This is a genomic window from Butyrivibrio sp. NC2002 (genome assembly GCF_000702265.1).
In the GTDB taxonomy this organism is placed as follows: Bacteria; Bacillota; Clostridia; order Lachnospirales; family Lachnospiraceae; genus Butyrivibrio.
On the sequence record NZ_JNKZ01000004.1, the window covers coordinates 192,951 to 210,294 of the forward strand.

General features: G+C 39.1%; 24 protein-coding genes and 1 pseudogene. 4 read left to right on the forward strand and 21 right to left on the reverse strand.

The genetic code is table 11. The features are described from left to right. Positions 1-87: 87 nt before the first annotated feature. From T543_RS16515 to T543_RS16610, 21 genes and pseudogenes are all read right to left on the reverse strand, one after another. Positions 88-675: a class I SAM-dependent methyltransferase gene (locus tag T543_RS16515; protein WP_035765771.1), complete on the reverse strand. Its 588-nt coding sequence runs from the start codon at positions 673-675 to the stop codon at positions 88-90. After that, a pseudogene (locus tag T543_RS16520) lies at positions 673-1,068 on the reverse strand ((deoxy)nucleoside triphosphate pyrophosphohydrolase); the annotation flags it as partial. The pseudogene T543_RS16520 and the gene T543_RS16515, both read right to left, overlap by 3 nt. Before the next feature lie 2 nt (positions 1,069-1,070). Next, a complete protein-coding gene (locus T543_RS00815) occupies positions 1,071-4,217 on the reverse strand; it encodes a DEAD/DEAH box helicase (RefSeq protein WP_242839428.1) in 3,147 nt (1,048 codons plus the stop codon). Positions 4,218-4,364: 147 nt separating this feature from the next. Further along, positions 4,365-5,486 (reverse strand): HNH endonuclease domain-containing protein, encoded by a 1,122-nt coding sequence (locus tag T543_RS00820; RefSeq protein ID WP_330369893.1) that lies wholly within the window; start codon positions 5,484-5,486, stop codon positions 4,365-4,367. 100 nt (positions 5,487-5,586) lie between these two features. Further along, entirely contained in the window at positions 5,587-5,769 is a 183-nt protein-coding gene (locus T543_RS00825) for a hypothetical protein (RefSeq protein WP_035764763.1), read from the reverse strand. Between the two features lie 54 nt (positions 5,770-5,823). Next, positions 5,824-6,336, reverse strand: a complete 513-nt coding sequence (locus T543_RS00830; protein ID WP_330369894.1) for an SIR2 family NAD-dependent protein deacylase — start codon at positions 6,334-6,336, stop codon at positions 5,824-5,826. Next, entirely contained in the window at positions 6,320-6,454 is a 135-nt protein-coding gene (locus tag T543_RS15990) for a hypothetical protein (RefSeq protein ID WP_330369895.1), read from the reverse strand. The genes T543_RS00830 and T543_RS15990 overlap by 17 nt, the downstream gene beginning before the upstream one ends. Then, entirely contained in the window at positions 6,451-6,573 is a 123-nt protein-coding gene (locus T543_RS16350) for a hypothetical protein (RefSeq protein WP_255347199.1), read from the reverse strand. Before T543_RS16350 ends, T543_RS15990 begins: the two co-directional genes overlap by 4 nt. Before the next feature lie 22 nt (positions 6,574-6,595). Further along, positions 6,596-6,967, reverse strand: a complete 372-nt coding sequence (locus T543_RS00835; RefSeq protein ID WP_035765781.1) for an ADP-ribosylglycohydrolase family protein — start codon at positions 6,965-6,967, stop codon at positions 6,596-6,598. An 11-nt stretch (positions 6,968-6,978) separates the two neighbouring features. Continuing rightward, positions 6,979-7,371 (reverse strand): HIRAN domain-containing protein, encoded by a 393-nt coding sequence (locus tag T543_RS00840; protein WP_035764765.1) that lies wholly within the window; start codon positions 7,369-7,371, stop codon positions 6,979-6,981. Continuing rightward, positions 7,356-8,138 carry a hypothetical protein gene (locus tag T543_RS00845; RefSeq protein WP_035764767.1) on the reverse strand — a complete coding sequence of 261 codons (783 nt, stop codon included), beginning with the start codon at positions 8,136-8,138 and terminating at the stop codon, positions 7,356-7,358. The genes T543_RS00840 and T543_RS00845 overlap by 16 nt, the downstream gene beginning before the upstream one ends. Positions 8,139-8,203: 65 nt before the next feature. Next, on the reverse strand, positions 8,204-8,431 hold the full coding sequence (locus tag T543_RS00850; RefSeq protein WP_155843086.1) for a hypothetical protein: 228 nt from the start codon (positions 8,429-8,431) through the stop codon (positions 8,204-8,206). A 224-nt stretch (positions 8,432-8,655) separates the two neighbouring features. After that, positions 8,656-8,802, reverse strand: coding sequence for a hypothetical protein (locus tag T543_RS15730; protein ID WP_155843088.1), 147 nt, complete (start codon positions 8,800-8,802; stop codon positions 8,656-8,658). A 163-nt stretch (positions 8,803-8,965) separates the two neighbouring features. Then, positions 8,966-9,766 (reverse strand): NAD-dependent protein deacylase, encoded by an 801-nt coding sequence (locus T543_RS00855; RefSeq protein WP_081829875.1) that lies wholly within the window; start codon positions 9,764-9,766, stop codon positions 8,966-8,968. A 43-nt stretch (positions 9,767-9,809) separates the two neighbouring features. Then, the gene (locus T543_RS00860; RefSeq protein ID WP_035764772.1) at positions 9,810-10,469 is read right to left on the reverse strand and encodes a hypothetical protein; all 660 of its coding nucleotides are present in this window, start codon (positions 10,467-10,469) and stop codon (positions 9,810-9,812) included. 15 nt (positions 10,470-10,484) lie between these two features. Further along, on the reverse strand, positions 10,485-11,066 hold the full coding sequence (locus T543_RS00865) for a hypothetical protein (protein WP_035764774.1): 582 nt from the start codon (positions 11,064-11,066) through the stop codon (positions 10,485-10,487). A 45-nt stretch (positions 11,067-11,111) separates the two neighbouring features. Continuing rightward, positions 11,112-11,696, reverse strand: a complete 585-nt coding sequence (locus tag T543_RS14905) for a GNAT family N-acetyltransferase (RefSeq protein WP_051638437.1) — start codon at positions 11,694-11,696, stop codon at positions 11,112-11,114. Further along, positions 11,693-11,998: a hypothetical protein gene (locus T543_RS00875; protein WP_035764777.1), complete on the reverse strand. Its 306-nt coding sequence runs from the start codon at positions 11,996-11,998 to the stop codon at positions 11,693-11,695. The genes T543_RS14905 and T543_RS00875 overlap by 4 nt, the downstream gene beginning before the upstream one ends. A gap of 150 nt (positions 11,999-12,148) precedes the next feature. After that, positions 12,149-12,373, reverse strand: coding sequence for a hypothetical protein (locus T543_RS00880; RefSeq protein ID WP_242839429.1), 225 nt, complete (start codon positions 12,371-12,373; stop codon positions 12,149-12,151). Between the two features lie 113 nt (positions 12,374-12,486). Beyond that, positions 12,487-12,939 (reverse strand): DUF3795 domain-containing protein, encoded by a 453-nt coding sequence (locus T543_RS15505; protein WP_081673361.1) that lies wholly within the window; start codon positions 12,937-12,939, stop codon positions 12,487-12,489. Positions 12,940-12,999: 60 nt separating this feature from the next. Beyond that, positions 13,000-13,059, reverse strand: coding sequence for a hypothetical protein (locus tag T543_RS16610; protein WP_442856074.1), 60 nt, complete (start codon positions 13,057-13,059; stop codon positions 13,000-13,002). A 320-nt stretch (positions 13,060-13,379) separates the two neighbouring features. On the opposite strand from T543_RS16610, the gene T543_RS00895 reads away from it, so the two are divergent. The 4 genes from T543_RS00895 to T543_RS00905 all read left to right on the forward strand — a co-directional run bounded on the left by T543_RS00895 (position 13,380) and on the right by T543_RS00905 (position 17,337). After that, entirely contained in the window at positions 13,380-14,585 is a 1,206-nt protein-coding gene (locus T543_RS00895) for an AAA family ATPase (protein WP_035764783.1), read from the forward strand. Further along, positions 14,582-14,713: a hypothetical protein gene (locus tag T543_RS16355; protein ID WP_255347200.1), complete on the forward strand. Its 132-nt coding sequence runs from the start codon at positions 14,582-14,584 to the stop codon at positions 14,711-14,713. Before T543_RS00895 ends, T543_RS16355 begins: the two co-directional genes overlap by 4 nt. A 253-nt stretch (positions 14,714-14,966) precedes the next feature. Then, the gene (locus tag T543_RS00900) at positions 14,967-16,130 is read left to right on the forward strand and encodes a transposase (protein ID WP_242839430.1); all 1,164 of its coding nucleotides are present in this window, start codon (positions 14,967-14,969) and stop codon (positions 16,128-16,130) included. A gap of 160 nt (positions 16,131-16,290) precedes the next feature. Then, positions 16,291-17,337: a leucine-rich repeat domain-containing protein gene (locus tag T543_RS00905; RefSeq protein ID WP_035764786.1), complete on the forward strand. Its 1,047-nt coding sequence runs from the start codon at positions 16,291-16,293 to the stop codon at positions 17,335-17,337. Positions 17,338-17,344: the final 7 nt, after the last annotated feature.

Genomic DNA, 17,344 nt, shown 5'->3' on the forward strand with positions numbered 1-17,344 from the left:
TATTTCAGATTATTAACCATATGAATATTCTGATTGCAATAATCCACCTTTTGTGATTCATTTCGCCTTTAATATGTTCTGACATTACTAAAGCTTTTTCCCTATAGCATTAACCCACATTTCATCTTCTCTGCCAGGTCTATTATCAGTACCAACATCATTGTAAACAATCTCAAATCCCGCATCCTCAAAGAGCGTAACTATACTTTTCTCATTAAAATCACTAAATCTACGATCTCCGCGCATCTTCGTGCCATCCCCGTATTTGAAAGAAACATATATAACTCCGCCGCTTCTAATAGAATCATTCAGCTTCTTCATTATACCCGGCAGCTGATGCGCTGGCACATGAAGAAGTGATGCACAGGCCCATACTCCATCAAACTCATTATGAAAATCGATATCCTCAAATCTCATATTCAGGACTTCCTGCCCCAGATATTCAGAAGCTCTCTTCCTCATTTCTTCAGAAGCATCAAAAGCTGTTACAGTAAAACCGGCATTCAGGAAAGCCTTAGAATCTCGTCCACTTCCACAACCAGCATCCAAAACATGAGCGTGCTTAGGGAGCAGCGAAATGAACCTATTCCTCTCATATGACATATCCGCGTTAACACTTCCGGCAAAGAATGAATCAGCATTCTCGTTATAATACTCTACGTTTTTATCAACCATAGCTGCAGAAATCTTCGAAAGAAGTGCTAGATCCGCAGGAAGCCAGTCCACACTCCTTAGATCATTAACCTCAAGCCACCTTGCAGCTTCATGTTCTAATAGCTGCAGCTTTCCTTTAGCAACAGTCGACCAGTAGCAGCTCATATGAAGATGAAAAGTTTCATAATCATAATCTATTACATCTATCAGATCATGAACTTCAATCTCTGCACCAAGCTCTTCTCGAATCTCCCTTACCAGAGCTTCTTCAGGAGTTTCACCTTCTTCTATTTTTCCTCCGGGAAATTCCCAGCCATCCTTATAATCGCCATACCCACGCTGTGTTGCGAATATCTTTGTTTTTCTATTGTAATCATCGCAGATTAATGCTGCGACTACGTTAACAGTTTTCATAATCATCCTACTTCCAGTTTGCTTGTCTTCTTAATGTATTTAGCAGGTATCGGATTATCCAGGTGCCATGTTATATTCATAGGCTTGCTGCCGTAATGACTCACATATTTAGCAGTTCCCAAATATGTATATGGCGCAGTGCCAGCTATATCCTTCTTAAACTCTCTTACAAATAACAGGATCTTACTTCCTTCACGAACATGATTGATATACCTCTGTCCAGTCGGAGAAATATCTGAAGTTGTACTCTGACTCTGCCAATGGAAAAATTCCTCATTGATAGAATAATCATTGTACATTGTAGTCGGCGAATAATCCTTATCAGCTTTATTGAGCGTTACAAAGAACACATCCACCTGCTTATCCTCAAGCCACTTCACACCCTCTCTTACAGTCTGCGGCTTCATAAAATCCATAGCCACAAGGATCTGATCCCTAGTATATGTACAGTATAATTCCAGCGGGCAATCAAATCCCAAATCTACTTCATCGCCTACCACATCAATCCTTTCGAGATTGTATTTGAGAAGTTCTATCAGTTCATTAAGCATATTTTTGCAGTTACACAACTCAAGTAAATTCTGCTTAACTTCTGGAGCATTCCAATCAACAACCGTACTCTGCCACAATGTCACATAGAACATCTGCATCATCCGCTTCTCTGCTTCAGGTAACATACCAATATTTACGGTATTTATTCTTGGCAAAACATCAAGCAAAAAACTAATCCATTTTGCAGAATCAACCGCAATAAACTTCGCAAAGGCCTTTGTCATTTTCTCTTCAATTGGCTCATTGAAGTCATCTATCACACCGGAATCGGCGCAAAGTCTCGCAAAAGAGTATTTCGCATAAATACTATATAGACTCAGATGATAATAGCTCAGGAAATTCTTCAAAGACAAATCTAATCCACTATCCTCTGAAAATGTCTCAATTCTTGAAACGAGCCCCGCTCTGCTATCAAAAGACTGCTTTATGTTATTCAAGATAACCTGCGATGCCTTCTTTTCCAGCTGAACATAACAGCCCTTTGGAAGTGCTGTAAAGCCATGCTTTATTTCATACTGAACACTATGATTTGTATTAGCCAAAAGCGCTGAAAACTTTTCTTCGAAGTTATACTTCTTATTAGCTTGCCCTATAAAATCAAGAACTGTAAGGCATTCCTTTCCATCTGACAAACGAAGCCCTCTACCAAGCTGCTGCAAGAACACGGTAAGTGATTCTGTAGGTCTAAGGAACAGAACTGTCTCAACCTCCGGAATATCAATACCTTCGTTGTACAAATCTACAACAAATATGAACTTGATCTCGCCAGACAATAACATCTTCTTCGCATTAGCCCTGTCGCTGTCTGAAGAGTTTGATGTAAGCGCTATTGACGGAATACCCTTTTCATTGAAGTAATCACTCATAAATCTGGCATGCTCAATAGACACACAGAACCCAAGACCATGAACGTTTTCCATATCTGTCACATATTTATACAAAGAATTTATAATATGGTTTGCACGCTTCTTCGCAATAGTCCTATTGAGTGAATACAGATTACTCAGCTCAGACTTATCATAACCTCCTCTTACCCATCTGACTTCTGACAGATCTGTCTCATCAGATACTCCAAAATACTGGAATGGACACAATAACTTTCTCTCAATAGCCTCTGGAAGTCTGATCTCAGCAGCTATTCTTCCATCAAAATAGTCCAGGACGTTCTTTCCATCCATACGTTCCGGAGTAGCAGTTAATCCCAATAATATCTGTGGTTTAAATGAACTTAACAGCCCTTGATAAGTAGGCGCCGCAGCATGATGGAATTCATCTACAATAATAAAATCATAATAATCTGCGGGAAGGATGTTATATAATTCCTGCGATGCCACAGTTTGTATAGATACAAAAAGGTGATCCAGGTTTTCCGGCTTCTCACCACCAACATACAACTCTCCAAAATTTGGATCCTTTAAAACAGCCCTAAACACATCCCTGCTCTGCCTAAGAATTTCTTCTCTATGCACTACAAAAAGAAGCTTATTCTGCGTGCCCGGATGCATCTTACAAAATCTTCTGTAATCAAATGCCGCAATAAGTGTTTTCCCAGTACCCGTAGCAGCAACCACAAGATTTTTATTTCTGCCTCTAATTTTCCTCTCAGCACTTAGCCTATCCAATATCTCCTGCTGATAAGGGTATGGATTGATATCTACAATAAAGCCATAGCCCTCTGTATTCTTCCCATGTCTCTCTGCTCTAAGCGCTGTCTTTAACTTGTCATAACTATCATGAGTATACTTCTCAAAAGTTGTGGAATTCCAATAGCTCTCAAAAGTAGCTTCTATCTTCTGTATCGTAGGGGCCATATCCTTTGTGGTTACTTTAATGTTCCACTCCAAGCCACTGGACATAGCAACATTCGACATATTGGAAGAACCTACATATGCAGTAGTAAAACCAGTTTTTCTATAAAAAATGTATGCTTTTGCATGAAGCCTTGTCCGCTTTGTATCATAGGATATACGTACTTCAGTCCCAGGAAGATCACAAAGTTCATCTATAGCCTTTGCATCGGTTGCTCCCATGTATGATGTGGTAATAATCCTCAGTTCCCCACCTCGCTCAGTAAAGCTCTTTAGCTCATCATAGAGAAGCCTTAATCCGCTCCATTTAATAAAAGAGACAAGCATATCAATTCGGTCTGCTGTCTCCATTTCTTTCTTAAGCTCAGAATACATCTGCGGTTCATGTATAGCCCCGGTAAAGAGACTACTCTGTGCAACAGATGTTTCTGGACGCACTATATCCTTGGCCTTACGCTGTCCGATTTTGTACATAGGATCATTTTCTGAAAGAAGTGCAAGCAGTTGCTCAGCATTATCTGCTACTGCCAATTCCTTCAGATCATTCAAATCCTTTTCATCCGATATCAAGCCAACTACTTTATTAACCAGCGATATCTTCGCATCAAGATTTTCATCATCAGAAATACGATCCAGGGCCTTATGAAGCACTTCTGAAACATATCTCGAAAGGATCTCCGACGCTTCAGCTCCATCAATCTTTTCAATGCGTTTTAAATCATCTGCTGATTCTGTAAGTTCTGACTGAATCTGTTTATTAATAACCTGTTCATATAATCCTGGTTCCATAATATATGTATCCCCTCAAATAACTTGTAGTATTATGTATTATAATGATAGATTTACAGAATGCTCACCGAGCACTTCTTGTTATCCTCTTCTATTATCTGTGGGATCTTATCCTGTCAAGCTTGTTATATTCTATTACTGACATGGTTACACCTCGTATTCCCATTCCCGGAATCCGCTGTTTCTGGCAGCATCATAAACCGGATGGATGACATTGTATAATCTGTTACTAAAATCATCTTCTGACAGTCCATCGCAATACAGCTCTTTTGCAATTTCACTGCTATTAAGATGATACTTTGAAATTTTGTCAAAAGAGCTTCTTACTACCTCATTCTCTTTTGAAAGTCTATATGACTGATACTCCAGTCTTGCAAGCTGAGAAAAATACTTATCCCATAACGGAAGATTGTTGCTCTTGCTGCTGTTAATGGACTTCGTAGTAGGATGAAGGTTCCATAATTCATCATGAGCCACATACTGCCATGGGACAAAGTGATCAACAGATATCTTCTTATCTGCAAGCTCGATATTTCCATAAATATCTCTTATTTCCGGCCTTATATCGATAATCAGTTTCCAGTACTTTCTGACTCTTTCAATATCACGGTTTTGTGGTGCGTTTATCTTATCTGCAATACCTGGCACACTCGGATTTCGTCTCTGCAAGTAATGTATCAGATTCAGCTGCATCCATCCCATCAAAATCTCTTTATTATTTATTAGATATGGAATCCACTCCTCATTGATTCTGATGGAAGTTGATAACTGTTGGAATAATTCAAAATAGTATAATAGGCGTCTTTGCTGATTAATCTTATGGGACAGCTCAAGCGGCCTGGTCCACTCCTTCTTTTCTATTCGAATCTCATCATAAAAAGGGGATTGGAGCCTGTACGGAACATTTTTGATCAGTTCCTTTTTGTAGGCCTGAAGTTTTCTATCATCGCTGTTTTCCAGATATGAGATTATTACCTCTCGTTTTTCTGCTGCAGGAAACTTCTTAACTGTTCCTATATACTTAACTGCTTCTTCAAGGTTATCTGTAACGCCGCATGGTCCGAGATGTAAACGGTACTCTGTTACCATGTACCAGGCATCTGCAATCATCTCATTTATGAGCTCATCAAATGAAAATCTAGTGTGCTCAGGCGTCAGTTTCCTTAGGATAGCCTGAAACCAGAAAAACTTATAGCAGTTGCTAGTATCATCAAAAAGCCTGCTCAGATAACCAATATTCAGTTCCTCAGAATAAGGCAGTTGTATCATATACTCACGCCATCCTTTTTCTTGATTTCATCTGTTCAACAATGCATCAACCAATACTGCCATATGTCCATCAGCCACAGAATCTGCAATTCAGCTGCCTTCACTGAAATGATCTCTCCTTAAGTGTTTCCTCACTGATTTCAAGGATCTTGTCATCCAGCACTGCAAAGATGATCTTTATAAGAATAATTAATTTTACATATATTATTTTAATACTAACAGAACAATAATTGTTGTATGTTTTTTCCAGATGTTCTTCCAAGATAGGAATAACAATGATCAAATAGTATAAATCTCCTGATACTTACTCCCGACACTTAAACTATAACCGCCAATACTAGCTGCATTCGGAATCCGCAACAAATCCCTGCTCTTCCATGGCTTTCATGACCCAATCTTTATTATCGTAGGTTTTCCTTATCTGGGGATTTATACTCTGAAAAAGTCCGTAATCACCCTGTGTGTAAAAAAGTCTCTTTTTATCAAACCCTGCCTTTTGAAAGCAATGATCCACATTAGTAGTAAGAACGAAATAATCCTTATCCTTTACCAATTCAAAAAGTTCATTATATACAGGCTTTGGCGCATCCAGATATCTGTTGATATAGATATATCTTGCCCAATAAGCCCAGAACTCTTCCTTCGAAGGATAAGGATAGAATCCTCCGGAGTACATATCTTTAAAGCCGTATTTTTGTGAAAAATCAGAAAACCACTTCTCAAACCGCTCTCCACTGTATACAAAACCGGCAGAAGTAGATAATCCCGCTCCGGCACCTATTATGATGGCATCTGCACTCTCCAGCTCTGCCTTTAGTCGTTTTACATCAGCACTATATGAGTTTTTCATATATCTTTTTATCCTCATCTTTGAAAACATTAAAGATCACTCTTTCTATAACATCCGGATTCTGCTCAAGCCATTTGGTCACTGTTTTTACTGCTATCTGCGTAGCCCTTTTCCTCACTCTATAATCTGTACTCTTCCGGGCTTTCTCGGCTCGCTTGCCGGCTGCTGCCCGTCGATATATCCAAGAACCACAAAACCCTGACATATATAATTATCGGGAACTCCCCATTCTTTCATTAGTGCAAGACCTTCTTCACTATCAAATGTCTCTTGTCCTCTCAATAGAGTCAAAAAAACATCCGACGGATGAAACCCTCATGGCAGATTCGTTTCCAAAACTACCATAGGGATTTGGATCATCAAGCATAAGCCACCAACTGAACTTTGCACCGTAACCAGCACCAAGGAATCTCCTTTCCCAGTCTTTCATGCTCTTTATAATTTCAGTCTTCATGATCTTTTCATCGGAATAAAGGCCCGCATTAAGTATTCCCTCGCAAACCGCTATAGTCATAACACTGTCATCTGTAAACTCAACAGCATCGTTAAACATCTCAAATTCCTTTGATTTATTTCCCCGATCAAATTCATAGGGTGCTCCTATCATATCTCCAAGAAATGCTCCGTACATAACAGTCCTCCTTAATAATCAACCATAAAGATCCTTACACTTATCTCAGTAAAAGAATCCTGCTTATCAATCTTTGTTATCCTTGCCTTAAGGAGTTTCCCTGCATCCATAAGACGCGCAAAAACTGTATTATCCTTCATTGGTACATATCCAAGCTTCTTTTTATCCGCGTTAAGCACAAGGATAGCATTGGAATCATACTTGTTATCTTCCCTTTTAAGGATAAGCTCATCTCCTCTTTTTGCCTTCTTTAGAACAGACATATCATCAAGATGAGTTGTCCCGGCAATATAGGTGTCAAAAAGGTGTATCTCTTTAACGAGGGGTTTTAAGATATCCCCGAGGTCATGAGTACCTATGACAGCCACCATATTCTCACTATTTATCATCAGTTCATTGGCCATAGCATTGTCACCCCGCTTATTACAAAAGCCTCAAGCACTTTATCGAGTTCCTCACAGTATTTCTCATACTCCTTAAGCTCATATGACAACTCCAGCTTCTTATCGCTGATTGCATCCTCATCTTCCAAAAGAAACTTATATATATAAGGTACCATAGATATGATGTGCTCTATCTCTTCCTCAAGGGCCTTTATCTTTTCTTCGATATTGGGGATCTCAACCTCCACGACCTCTATGTCAGTATCCCGAAGCGCCTGTGCTACAAGAAACTCAAGTTCCTGAAGTGCCTGTAAATCATTACAGTTATATGCAACAACTACCCTGTTCCAAAGGTCCATAAGATCTTCATTTTCAGCTACCTCTGGATTTATGTCTGGGTGAATCTTCTTTACAATCCTGTGGTAGATACGCTTTACTTCGAGGTAATCCTTTTCACTTATAACCCCTCCGCTTTTAGCTTCTCTATAATCCTCTTCCATATGGTGAAGTTTTTCAGTAAACTCTGCCATTTCTTCCTTTATATATGCATTGAGCTTATCCTGATCTATAGGTTCATCCCGGTTTATAGCCTTCTGGCAGAAATCTATGACCTTCTTTTTCTCTATGCACTCAATCTTTTTGTTAAAAACAGCAAGGATGAGTTCTCCAAATTCCCTGACATATCCGCGCTCATACTGGAATGCATCTTTTTTATATCGATCTCGCTGGTTTATCAGCTCTTCGTATAATGAATACGACGACTTTTTCTCAGTAATAATATTGTTCACGGCTATGCACCTCCAATTTCATTAAAAATATCTACGACAAAAAGGATGCTATTAGCCCCCCTCTGTCAAAACTCTTTCCATACCCCTGTCCTTAAAGCGGACAACTCATAAACATCAGCAACATGGCTCCTAGTCCCAATAAAACTCTCATCATCATACTCATCACCTATCCTCCAGATCTCCGTCACGCTTGCAAAAATTATAGAATTCGCATGTAACACAGAAATGTTTACAGAACCTGTTATTCTTGTGAATGCACTTACTAAGCCAATAAATAAGTCTTTCCACGTCACACCCTCCAAAAGACTAGTTGCTTGTTTCTTTGTACTTTTAGTATAAAAATTTTGCAGTCCAATAAAAATGACAGCCATATCTTGTATATACACCCCATCATCAACAACTATATATTGTGGTTATTATGCCATTTACTTATTTCAGAAAATAAAAAAGAGAGCTGCACTAAATAATAGTGTTTCAGCTCTCATACTGTATGCTGGCTCTTATATAGATATTTGTTTTATGCGGTCTCTTCCTGTACCGCAGCTGTCATCGGAATAGGCTCAGAAATCGGAACTGTATTATTTTCAGCCTCATTACCGCCCTCGATTCCTTCTACATTCTTAAGAACTACTCCGTTTTTAGAAATATGCTCCATTCTTTTCACATGTATAGCCGTCTTCAAGAAGTATTTTTAAAAAATCGTCCTTTGTCACTGGTCCTCCCCATAATCATTTCTGATTACTATGCTGCTTTATACTATTTCCGCCCAAAATCAGGCGTGCGTTTCGTATTCTACAACAAATATTTGGAGAAAATCAATCCCTAATCTAGATCTCTATCTGATTCATTATTTTTCCAATACTGTCGTGAAAAACAAGATCTGCCCTGCCTTCTATCTTGGTCTTACCTTTATTTATAATCACAAGAAACTTTCCGTGGTACATATGCGCAAGCTGCGCTGCTGATCCAACCTCCAGTGATGTACCACCTATGATAAGAAGATCTGCATATCTTATAAGTGCTACAGCCTCTTCATAATCCCGCTGCGGAAGGAACTCTCCATAAAGAGTAACATCCGGTCTTACAACTTTACCGCACTTGGGACAATGCGGAATATCCTCTGTATTCTCAAATATGAAATCCGCACCATAATCTGTCCTACAGCTTACACAGTAACTCCTAAGAGCACTACCATGGATCTCACATACCTTTTTACTACCGGCTTTCTGATGAAGTCCGTCTATATTCTGTGTAATAACTCCATCCAGCTTGCCCTTCTGTTCCATCTGAAAAAGCTTTCTATGGGCATCGTTTGGCTCTATACTCCTGCAATCAAGGTTCTTGCGGAAATAATCAAAGAAAACTGACGGCTTCTTATTTAGGCAGTCATAGCTTAAGAGGTATTCCGGTTTATACATAGAAAACCGCTTATCCTTCTTATGATACAGGCCATTCTTACTTCTAAAATCGGGTATGCCACTCTCAGTTGACACGCCTGCCCCTCCAAGAAACACTATATGTTCAGAAATATCTACCATCTCATTTAAAGCATCTATCTTCTGCTCATCATTAAGAGATCTGAAGTATTTTTCTTTTTCCCTCTGGGATGAAAAATCTGGTAAAAGCATATCTATTCCTCATAAGAAACACCAAACGGCTATATTTAATAGTTTATTCCTTATTCCCTGCCACATCCTCAAGGAGCTTTGATGCCTCAAGATCTGCTTCATGCAAGGCAAGCACTATGGGATATTTCTCCATGGCATCTCCCACTGCCTTATACTGGCTCTTTTCCTCAGAAAAGCCCATGTGCCATCTGATTGCAAATATCTCAGGAGTCTTAAGCTTCATAAAACAGTTGATCAGCATCACTGATTTTTCGCCATGTCCTAAAGGCATAGTATCATTTATCTCATAGCGAAGGACGGTTTCCCAGATATAATTACCCTTATCGTCATGTTTAACCTGCCAGTTCTCAGCTGCTACAACCTTTTCAGGATCATAAGTTTTCTGATTCTTTGTCCCTTTCACATAAAAGTTCACCTTACACAGGTCATGTAAAAGAGCCATTATTATAAGACTTTCTTCCGGTATTGCCTCAATTATATTTTTCCATACAGGCGACTGCTTTTTCGCTACAAGGCAGTCATACACATTAAGGCTATGCTGCAAAAGTCCCCCGTCACATGCCAGATGAAACTGTGTAGATGCTGGAGCATTGTAGAAATCTGTCTTGTTCCTGATGTAGTCCATTAGTTCCTTTACACCATCTCTCTCCACGCTACCCATAAGTTCTTCGAATCTCTTTACATTTTCTTCCTGGTTAATCATATCTGCGACTTTCCTCTACTTATTAAATACTGGCAATCCAATCTTACCGGTTATCACCGCTTCTATCAAAAGTATTGTTCCTACAGAAACACTGGCACCAGAAAAATCATCTCTGATATTAAGAATGACTGCTATAGCAATAAGAATAATAGTAATGATTCCGCATGCTATTTTTATCTTTTTCTGATTTTTCTTATCTTCAAAGTCAACAGCATATATAATCAGCCCAAGACAGATACATAGTGCAAGCGTGGCGATAGCAGCTCCTTTCCCTGTTCCACCGCTCTTATATAAATACAGTAATCCAATAAACTGTATAAAACCTGCAGCAACTAAAGATACACTTGTTACTATTTTACTGCCCAGATCACTTTTAACCTCTGGAACCATAGCAGCAAGTCTGAAAACTCCTACAACATTCAGGAAAGTACCTACTACAAACAATATCCAGCCCCAAATTCCCATTTCATCAGGCATCGCGCAAAACAATGCACATCCAATCATGACTAATGCAATGCATATAACTAACTCTAATGGTGAAAATGTGGGCTTATTCTTAGAATACTTCTCTTCGATTTTTTTTAAATCAATTCCCATCAGGAACGCCTCCATGAAACCAAGGTGTATTTGCGGCAAATCACCTCAATTACCTTCTGTTACTTCATCCCCCAAATACTCTATGTTTTTCTCCACTATATTCCTTGAAAAGACTGCCCCGTAAAAGGACCTGTACATCTCCCAAAGCTTTTCCTTGGATCTGATACTGCTATTTTCCAGCACAAGTATGATAAATGGAACTCCAAAGCACCTTACCCGAAGCCCAGTATCAATGCAGCCGTTTCTTTCATAAAACCCTATGCGCCTTTTCTGAAGCTCCTTAAGGTCGCGTTCTTTAGTATAAGCAGGATCTTCTACCTCTAAGATAATAAGCCCTGCTCCCGACATATATTCCCGAAGCAGTTTAATGATTTCACTGCCAAGCCCTTTATTTCTGTACTTAGGGAAAACTGCAAGATAGTCTACAAGAAAGTTCATTCCCTGCTTTACAAGAAACGTGTACCCGATTATCTCAGAATCATCAAATAATCCCAGGCACTCATATACACCATCTTCAACAGCTTTTAGGATTACCGGAAGCTTTTTAAGCTCATCCTTGATAAAATCGTGGACCAGCCGTTCCTGATATATGGCTGTAATTTCAGCGCTTCGAAGCTTCCTTAGTTTCATTGGTCTAATACCTCTGCAACTGCTCTTCCAAGCTCACTTTTTATTCGTTCAAGCTCACTGTTTATCTCATTCATTCTGTCTGCATCCTTGTTAAATACATAGAATTCAGATAAACCTTCCCTCGGTGGGTACAATGATCTAAAACAAGCCTTTATGCAGTCAACTTTGTCTTCCTCTAATGCATCTGACTCCAGATATTCAATCGCTCCCTGAAGGGATTTATATTGAGGCGTTATCCTGCTGTCACCATAGTTTTTAAAGAACTGTAAGAGTTCCTTAAACAATCCAAGTACTTTTTCCATCTCTCTCCTTATGATTATCCATCTTATCTTTTACATACTGAGCTGTACTAACAAATCCTTATATCTCTGGGAGTTGGTCCTTATATCTCCCTCTGAAACACCATAATAGGAAGATAGTTTATGTATTTTATTTTTCGTTAAATGTTTTCCTTAAGCTTCCTTAGTCATAAGACCAATTATCATTGCAACAATAAGCAGCGGGAATGCTATATAAAGCAGTCCTTTAACTACCATCGCTATTAAAATGAATGGTAGGAACACAAGGTAAAATGCCACCTTGATAATGCTCCAGGAGAACTTAAAAGCAAATCCTATGAGCTTTCCAACAAAACCTAACAAACAAACTATAAAAAGCATTGTCAGTAACATGATCATCACCATCCTTCTATATGTACCAACAACTATTGTTTCATCTCTATGGTCATATTGTAAGCAAAAAGGCGGATCTGTTACATATCGAGTAGAGCAAAAAATATATCCATATTTTCTTAAGATTTATAATTGCTAAACTTGGAAAATCTCTTAAATGCTTCTTGATGACTAGCAGATTCTTGATAAAACTCTTTCATATCATCGCATGGGAATACATCACATGATGCACAAGAGTCTATTCTTTTTTCTCTGCAGCATTTGACGGGCATGCATTCATCTCCAGCTTTCCATTCTGTGAGCCGGCAAGAAGGGCACTTTCCTTCTGAGAAATCCGGACATTTCGAACAATTTACACCACAATATGCCAATTGCTCACGTAGCTGCTTTACAATTTCAGCCTGTTCCGCCGCAGACAACTCTGAAAGGTATATGCAGTACTCATTTGGATATCCCCCGACAAACTTCATATGCTCCATGCTTATCTGTTTAGGATCTGTAATCCATAGTACCTGTTCTCCCCAGAAATCTTCTATATATTTCAGTCGCTCTCCATTATAGATAATGTCCATGATACTCCTCTATTCTATCTATATTCGCCGGCATAGTATCCCGCAAGGAATACAAAAGGATTAACCAAAAAAACTGCCACCAAAAACAGCAGCGACGATCAGAACGACTCCTATGAGCATAAGCCATAGGCCGCATCCAGTCTATGCCTGCAGTCATCTCTTTTGGCAGAAGATTCTTTACCATGTCTTCTGTTTTAATCCCCATATGCTTCGCTCCTTGCGTATACTCAATTGAAATTTTCCCAACAAACATATTTTATCATAGAAAACCGTCAACGGCGGCAGAGGGTATGGTACACAGTGCACGGTCTCCAATGCTATAAGGTGTGATATGTGGTTTTATATCCATTTTGGTAAATTATTTTTCTATAATATCGTATATAACTTGTTTTTCGGGGTTTTATTTTGTATAATACCCTTAAGAAAGGAGGCGTACCGATATGTTATGCCAATTCTCATTCAAGAATTTCAAGTCTTACAAAGACGAAACGATATTTGATTTTCAGGCTGCTACTCTCCCTGAATTTAAGGATACACTCATCAAAACAGATTCCGCACCTGATCTGGTTCCAGTCAGCGTCATATATGGTCCAAACGGAGGCGGTAAGTCCAACCTGCTCCAGGCTCTATCATGTGTGATTTCCACCATAGTAAAGCCTGTACATGAGTTAGAAAAGAACCGTCAACCGCTCATCCTCCAGCAGAGGGTTGATGCCATCCCATTCTTATTTGACGATGTGTCAGCTGATGAACCGACAGAGTTCAAGCTATTTTTCTTAACAGGAAGCAACCTATACTGCTACTATATTGCCCTAAAGGATGATGAAGTAGTTTCTGAGTCACTAACTCGTAAAGCTGTCACTGCCAAGAAAACTGCCGAGCTTTTTGACCGCGAAATGAATGATATTACCCTCGGATACAGTATCAACAAAAAAAGCATCAACAAAAATGTAAATCCGAAGATGCCCTATCTTTCATTCCTTGCCATCAACTACGATATCCCTGAAATCAGCGAAGTAATGACCTGGTTTGAAAGTTGCATCATCAGAAGCTACGCAAATCCGATGATTGAGCACCAAATCATGCTGGAAAAGTATACAGAAAATAAGAGCCTGTTCATCAGTGCTCTGAATGATATGGATATCGACATTACGGACTATCGCTATGATGAAGACAGTAAACAGCTTTACATGAAGCGCAAGCTTGGAAAAAAGGAATATGAGCTGTCATTCACAGAAGAATCAGATGGAACAAAGAAGCTTATCTCCGCTCTACCAGTTATCCTACTAGCTCTACGTGAAGGAAGACTTGTCATCATTGACGAGCTTGATGCCAAACTCCACCCGAAGCTTCTGCGTTATGTGATCCTTCTTTTTAAAAATAAAGAGATAAACCGTCACGGTGCACAGCTGCTTTTCACTTCCCATGATATGTCTACGATGAAAAACTCCATCTTCCGTCGGGATGAAATCTGGTTTGCAGCAGAAAATGAAGCGCACGAAAGCGATGTATATTCTTTACATGAAATGAGAAGCGAGGACGGAACACTAATCAAGAATACAGCCTCCTATGACAAGCAATATCTTGAAGGCCGCTACGGCGCAGATCCCTATCTTCAGAACATGCTGGGAGGTGCGTTCAAATGAGTCTGAAACCAGCAAAGAAGAGCGATCAGAGCAAAAGCTGGATGCAGCCAAGACGTGACCGCCATAAGATGATTCAGCCGGAATATCATCTGATTGTTACAGAAGGGACAGAAACAGAGCCACCATAGGTTTTCCTTATCTGAGGATTTATACTCTGAAAGAGTCCGTAATCACCCTGTGTGTAAAAGAGTCTCTTTTTATCAAACCCTGCCTTCTGAAAACAATGATCCACATTAGTAGTAAGAACGAAATAATACTGATGAATTATGAATGATGGTTTTATACTTATTTAACACGCCGTTAGCAAGAAATCCCCCACCTCTATAGGTGGCGGGATGAATTACGATAAACACGGCGTTTATTATGTAGACAAGAGAACAAATGTTTGCTATAATTATATACATGAACAGAGCTGTCAAATACAGAGCATATCCCACAACTAAACAAAGTGTTATGTTTGCCAAGACCTTCGGCTGTTGCCGCAAGGTCTATAATCTCATGCTTTCCGATAAAATTGAGAGCTACAAGTCTATAGGTAAGTTTGTTACTGTAACACCTGCCAAATACAAAAAGGATTATCCATATCTCAAGGAAGTAGATAGTCTTGCTTTAGCGAATGTACAACTAAACTTACAAAGCGCTTTCAAGAACCGCTTTAGCAAATCCCGTAAGAAAAACAATGGATTTCCTAAATTCAAATCTGCAAAACGCAGCCGTAAGTCATATACTACCAACAATCAGCATGGCACTGTTGCCATTACTGATAACAGCATTAGACTCCCTAAAATCGGTAATGTGAAGACAGTTATCCATCGTAAGCCTGATGATAACTGGATGGTCAAATCAGCTACTGTATCACAGGAATCTGATGGAAAGTTCTATATTTCCGTATTGTTTGAGATTGCAGATAGTATAAATACCTATGTAGCAGACACGAATAACTGTATTGGTCTAGATTATGCTTCTGACGGTTTGTATGTAGATAATAATGGTAACGTTGGTATAAATCACAAATACTATCGTGAAAGCCATGACAAACTCGCCAAGGCACAACGTAGGCTGTCACGTATGCAAGGCTCTAAAAAGCATGAAATCAAATCCAATAATTATATAAAGCAACTCCGTAAAGTAAACAAAATACATAGACATATCGCTAATCAGCGATTAGATAATCTGCATAAAATATCTACTGAGATAGCCAATCAGTACGATGTTGTATGCGTAGAATCTCTGAACATGAAATCTATGTCAAATAAAGGTTTTGGTAACGGCAAAGCAACGCTTGATAATGGATACGGTATGTTTCTGTCGATGCTTGAATATAAGTTATCAGAAAGAAACAAATATCTTGTAAAAGTAGATAAGTGGTTTCCGTCATCACAAATATGTCATTGTTGTGGAAAGATACATCCTGAGATGAAAAATCTCACAATTCGCACAATGAAATGTGATTGCGGTCTTACAATAAGCCGTGACCAGAACGCCGCTATCAACATACTAAACGAAGGATTGCGTATACTGAATGATTCTTTCGAAGTAGCCTAAACCAAATATACAGTAGGGATGGAATAGCCCAAACCAAACGCCTGTGGACATTGTGTAAGACGTTGAGTTACGTATATTCGTAGCTGATGCAGTGGTGGTTGAAGCAGGAAGCTCCGACTTCTATAAGTCGGAGTAGTTCACCAAGTTATTGAGTTTGGTCATGGCTGTTGCTGTAGCACTGACCATGTGCTTTGTTGCTGTTCCGCAGAAGGTGTTGGCAGATTCCATTACCAGTTTTTATATATCCTCTTCCGGCACAATAACGGAAGCTAGTTCATCGGGAACGGGTGATTATGTTGCATCATTATCCTCTGAAAATCCGAATGTTTCATTAGAGACTATTAAGAGCGAAGTTAGTTATTCTTCCGGAATATTAACCATAAGTAACATCAGTCTTTTTTCTCTTAGAATATATAAAAATGATGTTACGATAAAGAGCATTGGAACAAACACTGTCGGCTATCTTTTTTTGACAGATTCTGCTACTAGCATAACAATTAAAATGACTAAAGACTCAACTATTGACATACAAGGAGTAAATGGATCTGATGGTATATCAGAAGCTTATGAAAGTGGAATTATAAAAATCATCGGAGGTACAATTTCAGGCTCATCAATAGTTGCAAATGCAGATGCAGAGTCAGCGGCACTTGCAGTAAACGATACTTCCTATGAGCAGGGCAAAAGCGCAGATGATTCTGCTACTTACAAGGTTACTTCCAATACAGAGAATAACCTGACCGTATCCTATGAGAAGCCTGCAAATAACATATCAGGCAAGGAAATAATCAAGGATACTGTAACTCTTTCAGATGGTCTGACCTACAATGTAACAACTATATCCGATAATGCCTTTGCAAAATGTACTGCACTTAAGTCCATAACACTCGGAGACAATGTTGAAACTATCGGCGATTCTGCTTTCGAGGGCTGCACCAAGCTGACCTCACTTGTAATAGGAAAAAATGTTAAGAAGATTGGCAAAAAAGCATACTATAAGTGCAGCAGTCTCAAAAAGATTACTGTAAAGAGCACTAAACTCAACAAGAAGAGCAAAATTGGTAAGAATGCATTCAAGGGCATTAAAAAGACAGCAAAAATTAAGATCAAGATGTCCAAGCAGAATGCTAAAAAATACAAGACCGGTACAATAAATGCCTTTAAATCCAAAAAGATCGGTTATGTAAATACCTGGTCAGTTAAGTAAAATTTGA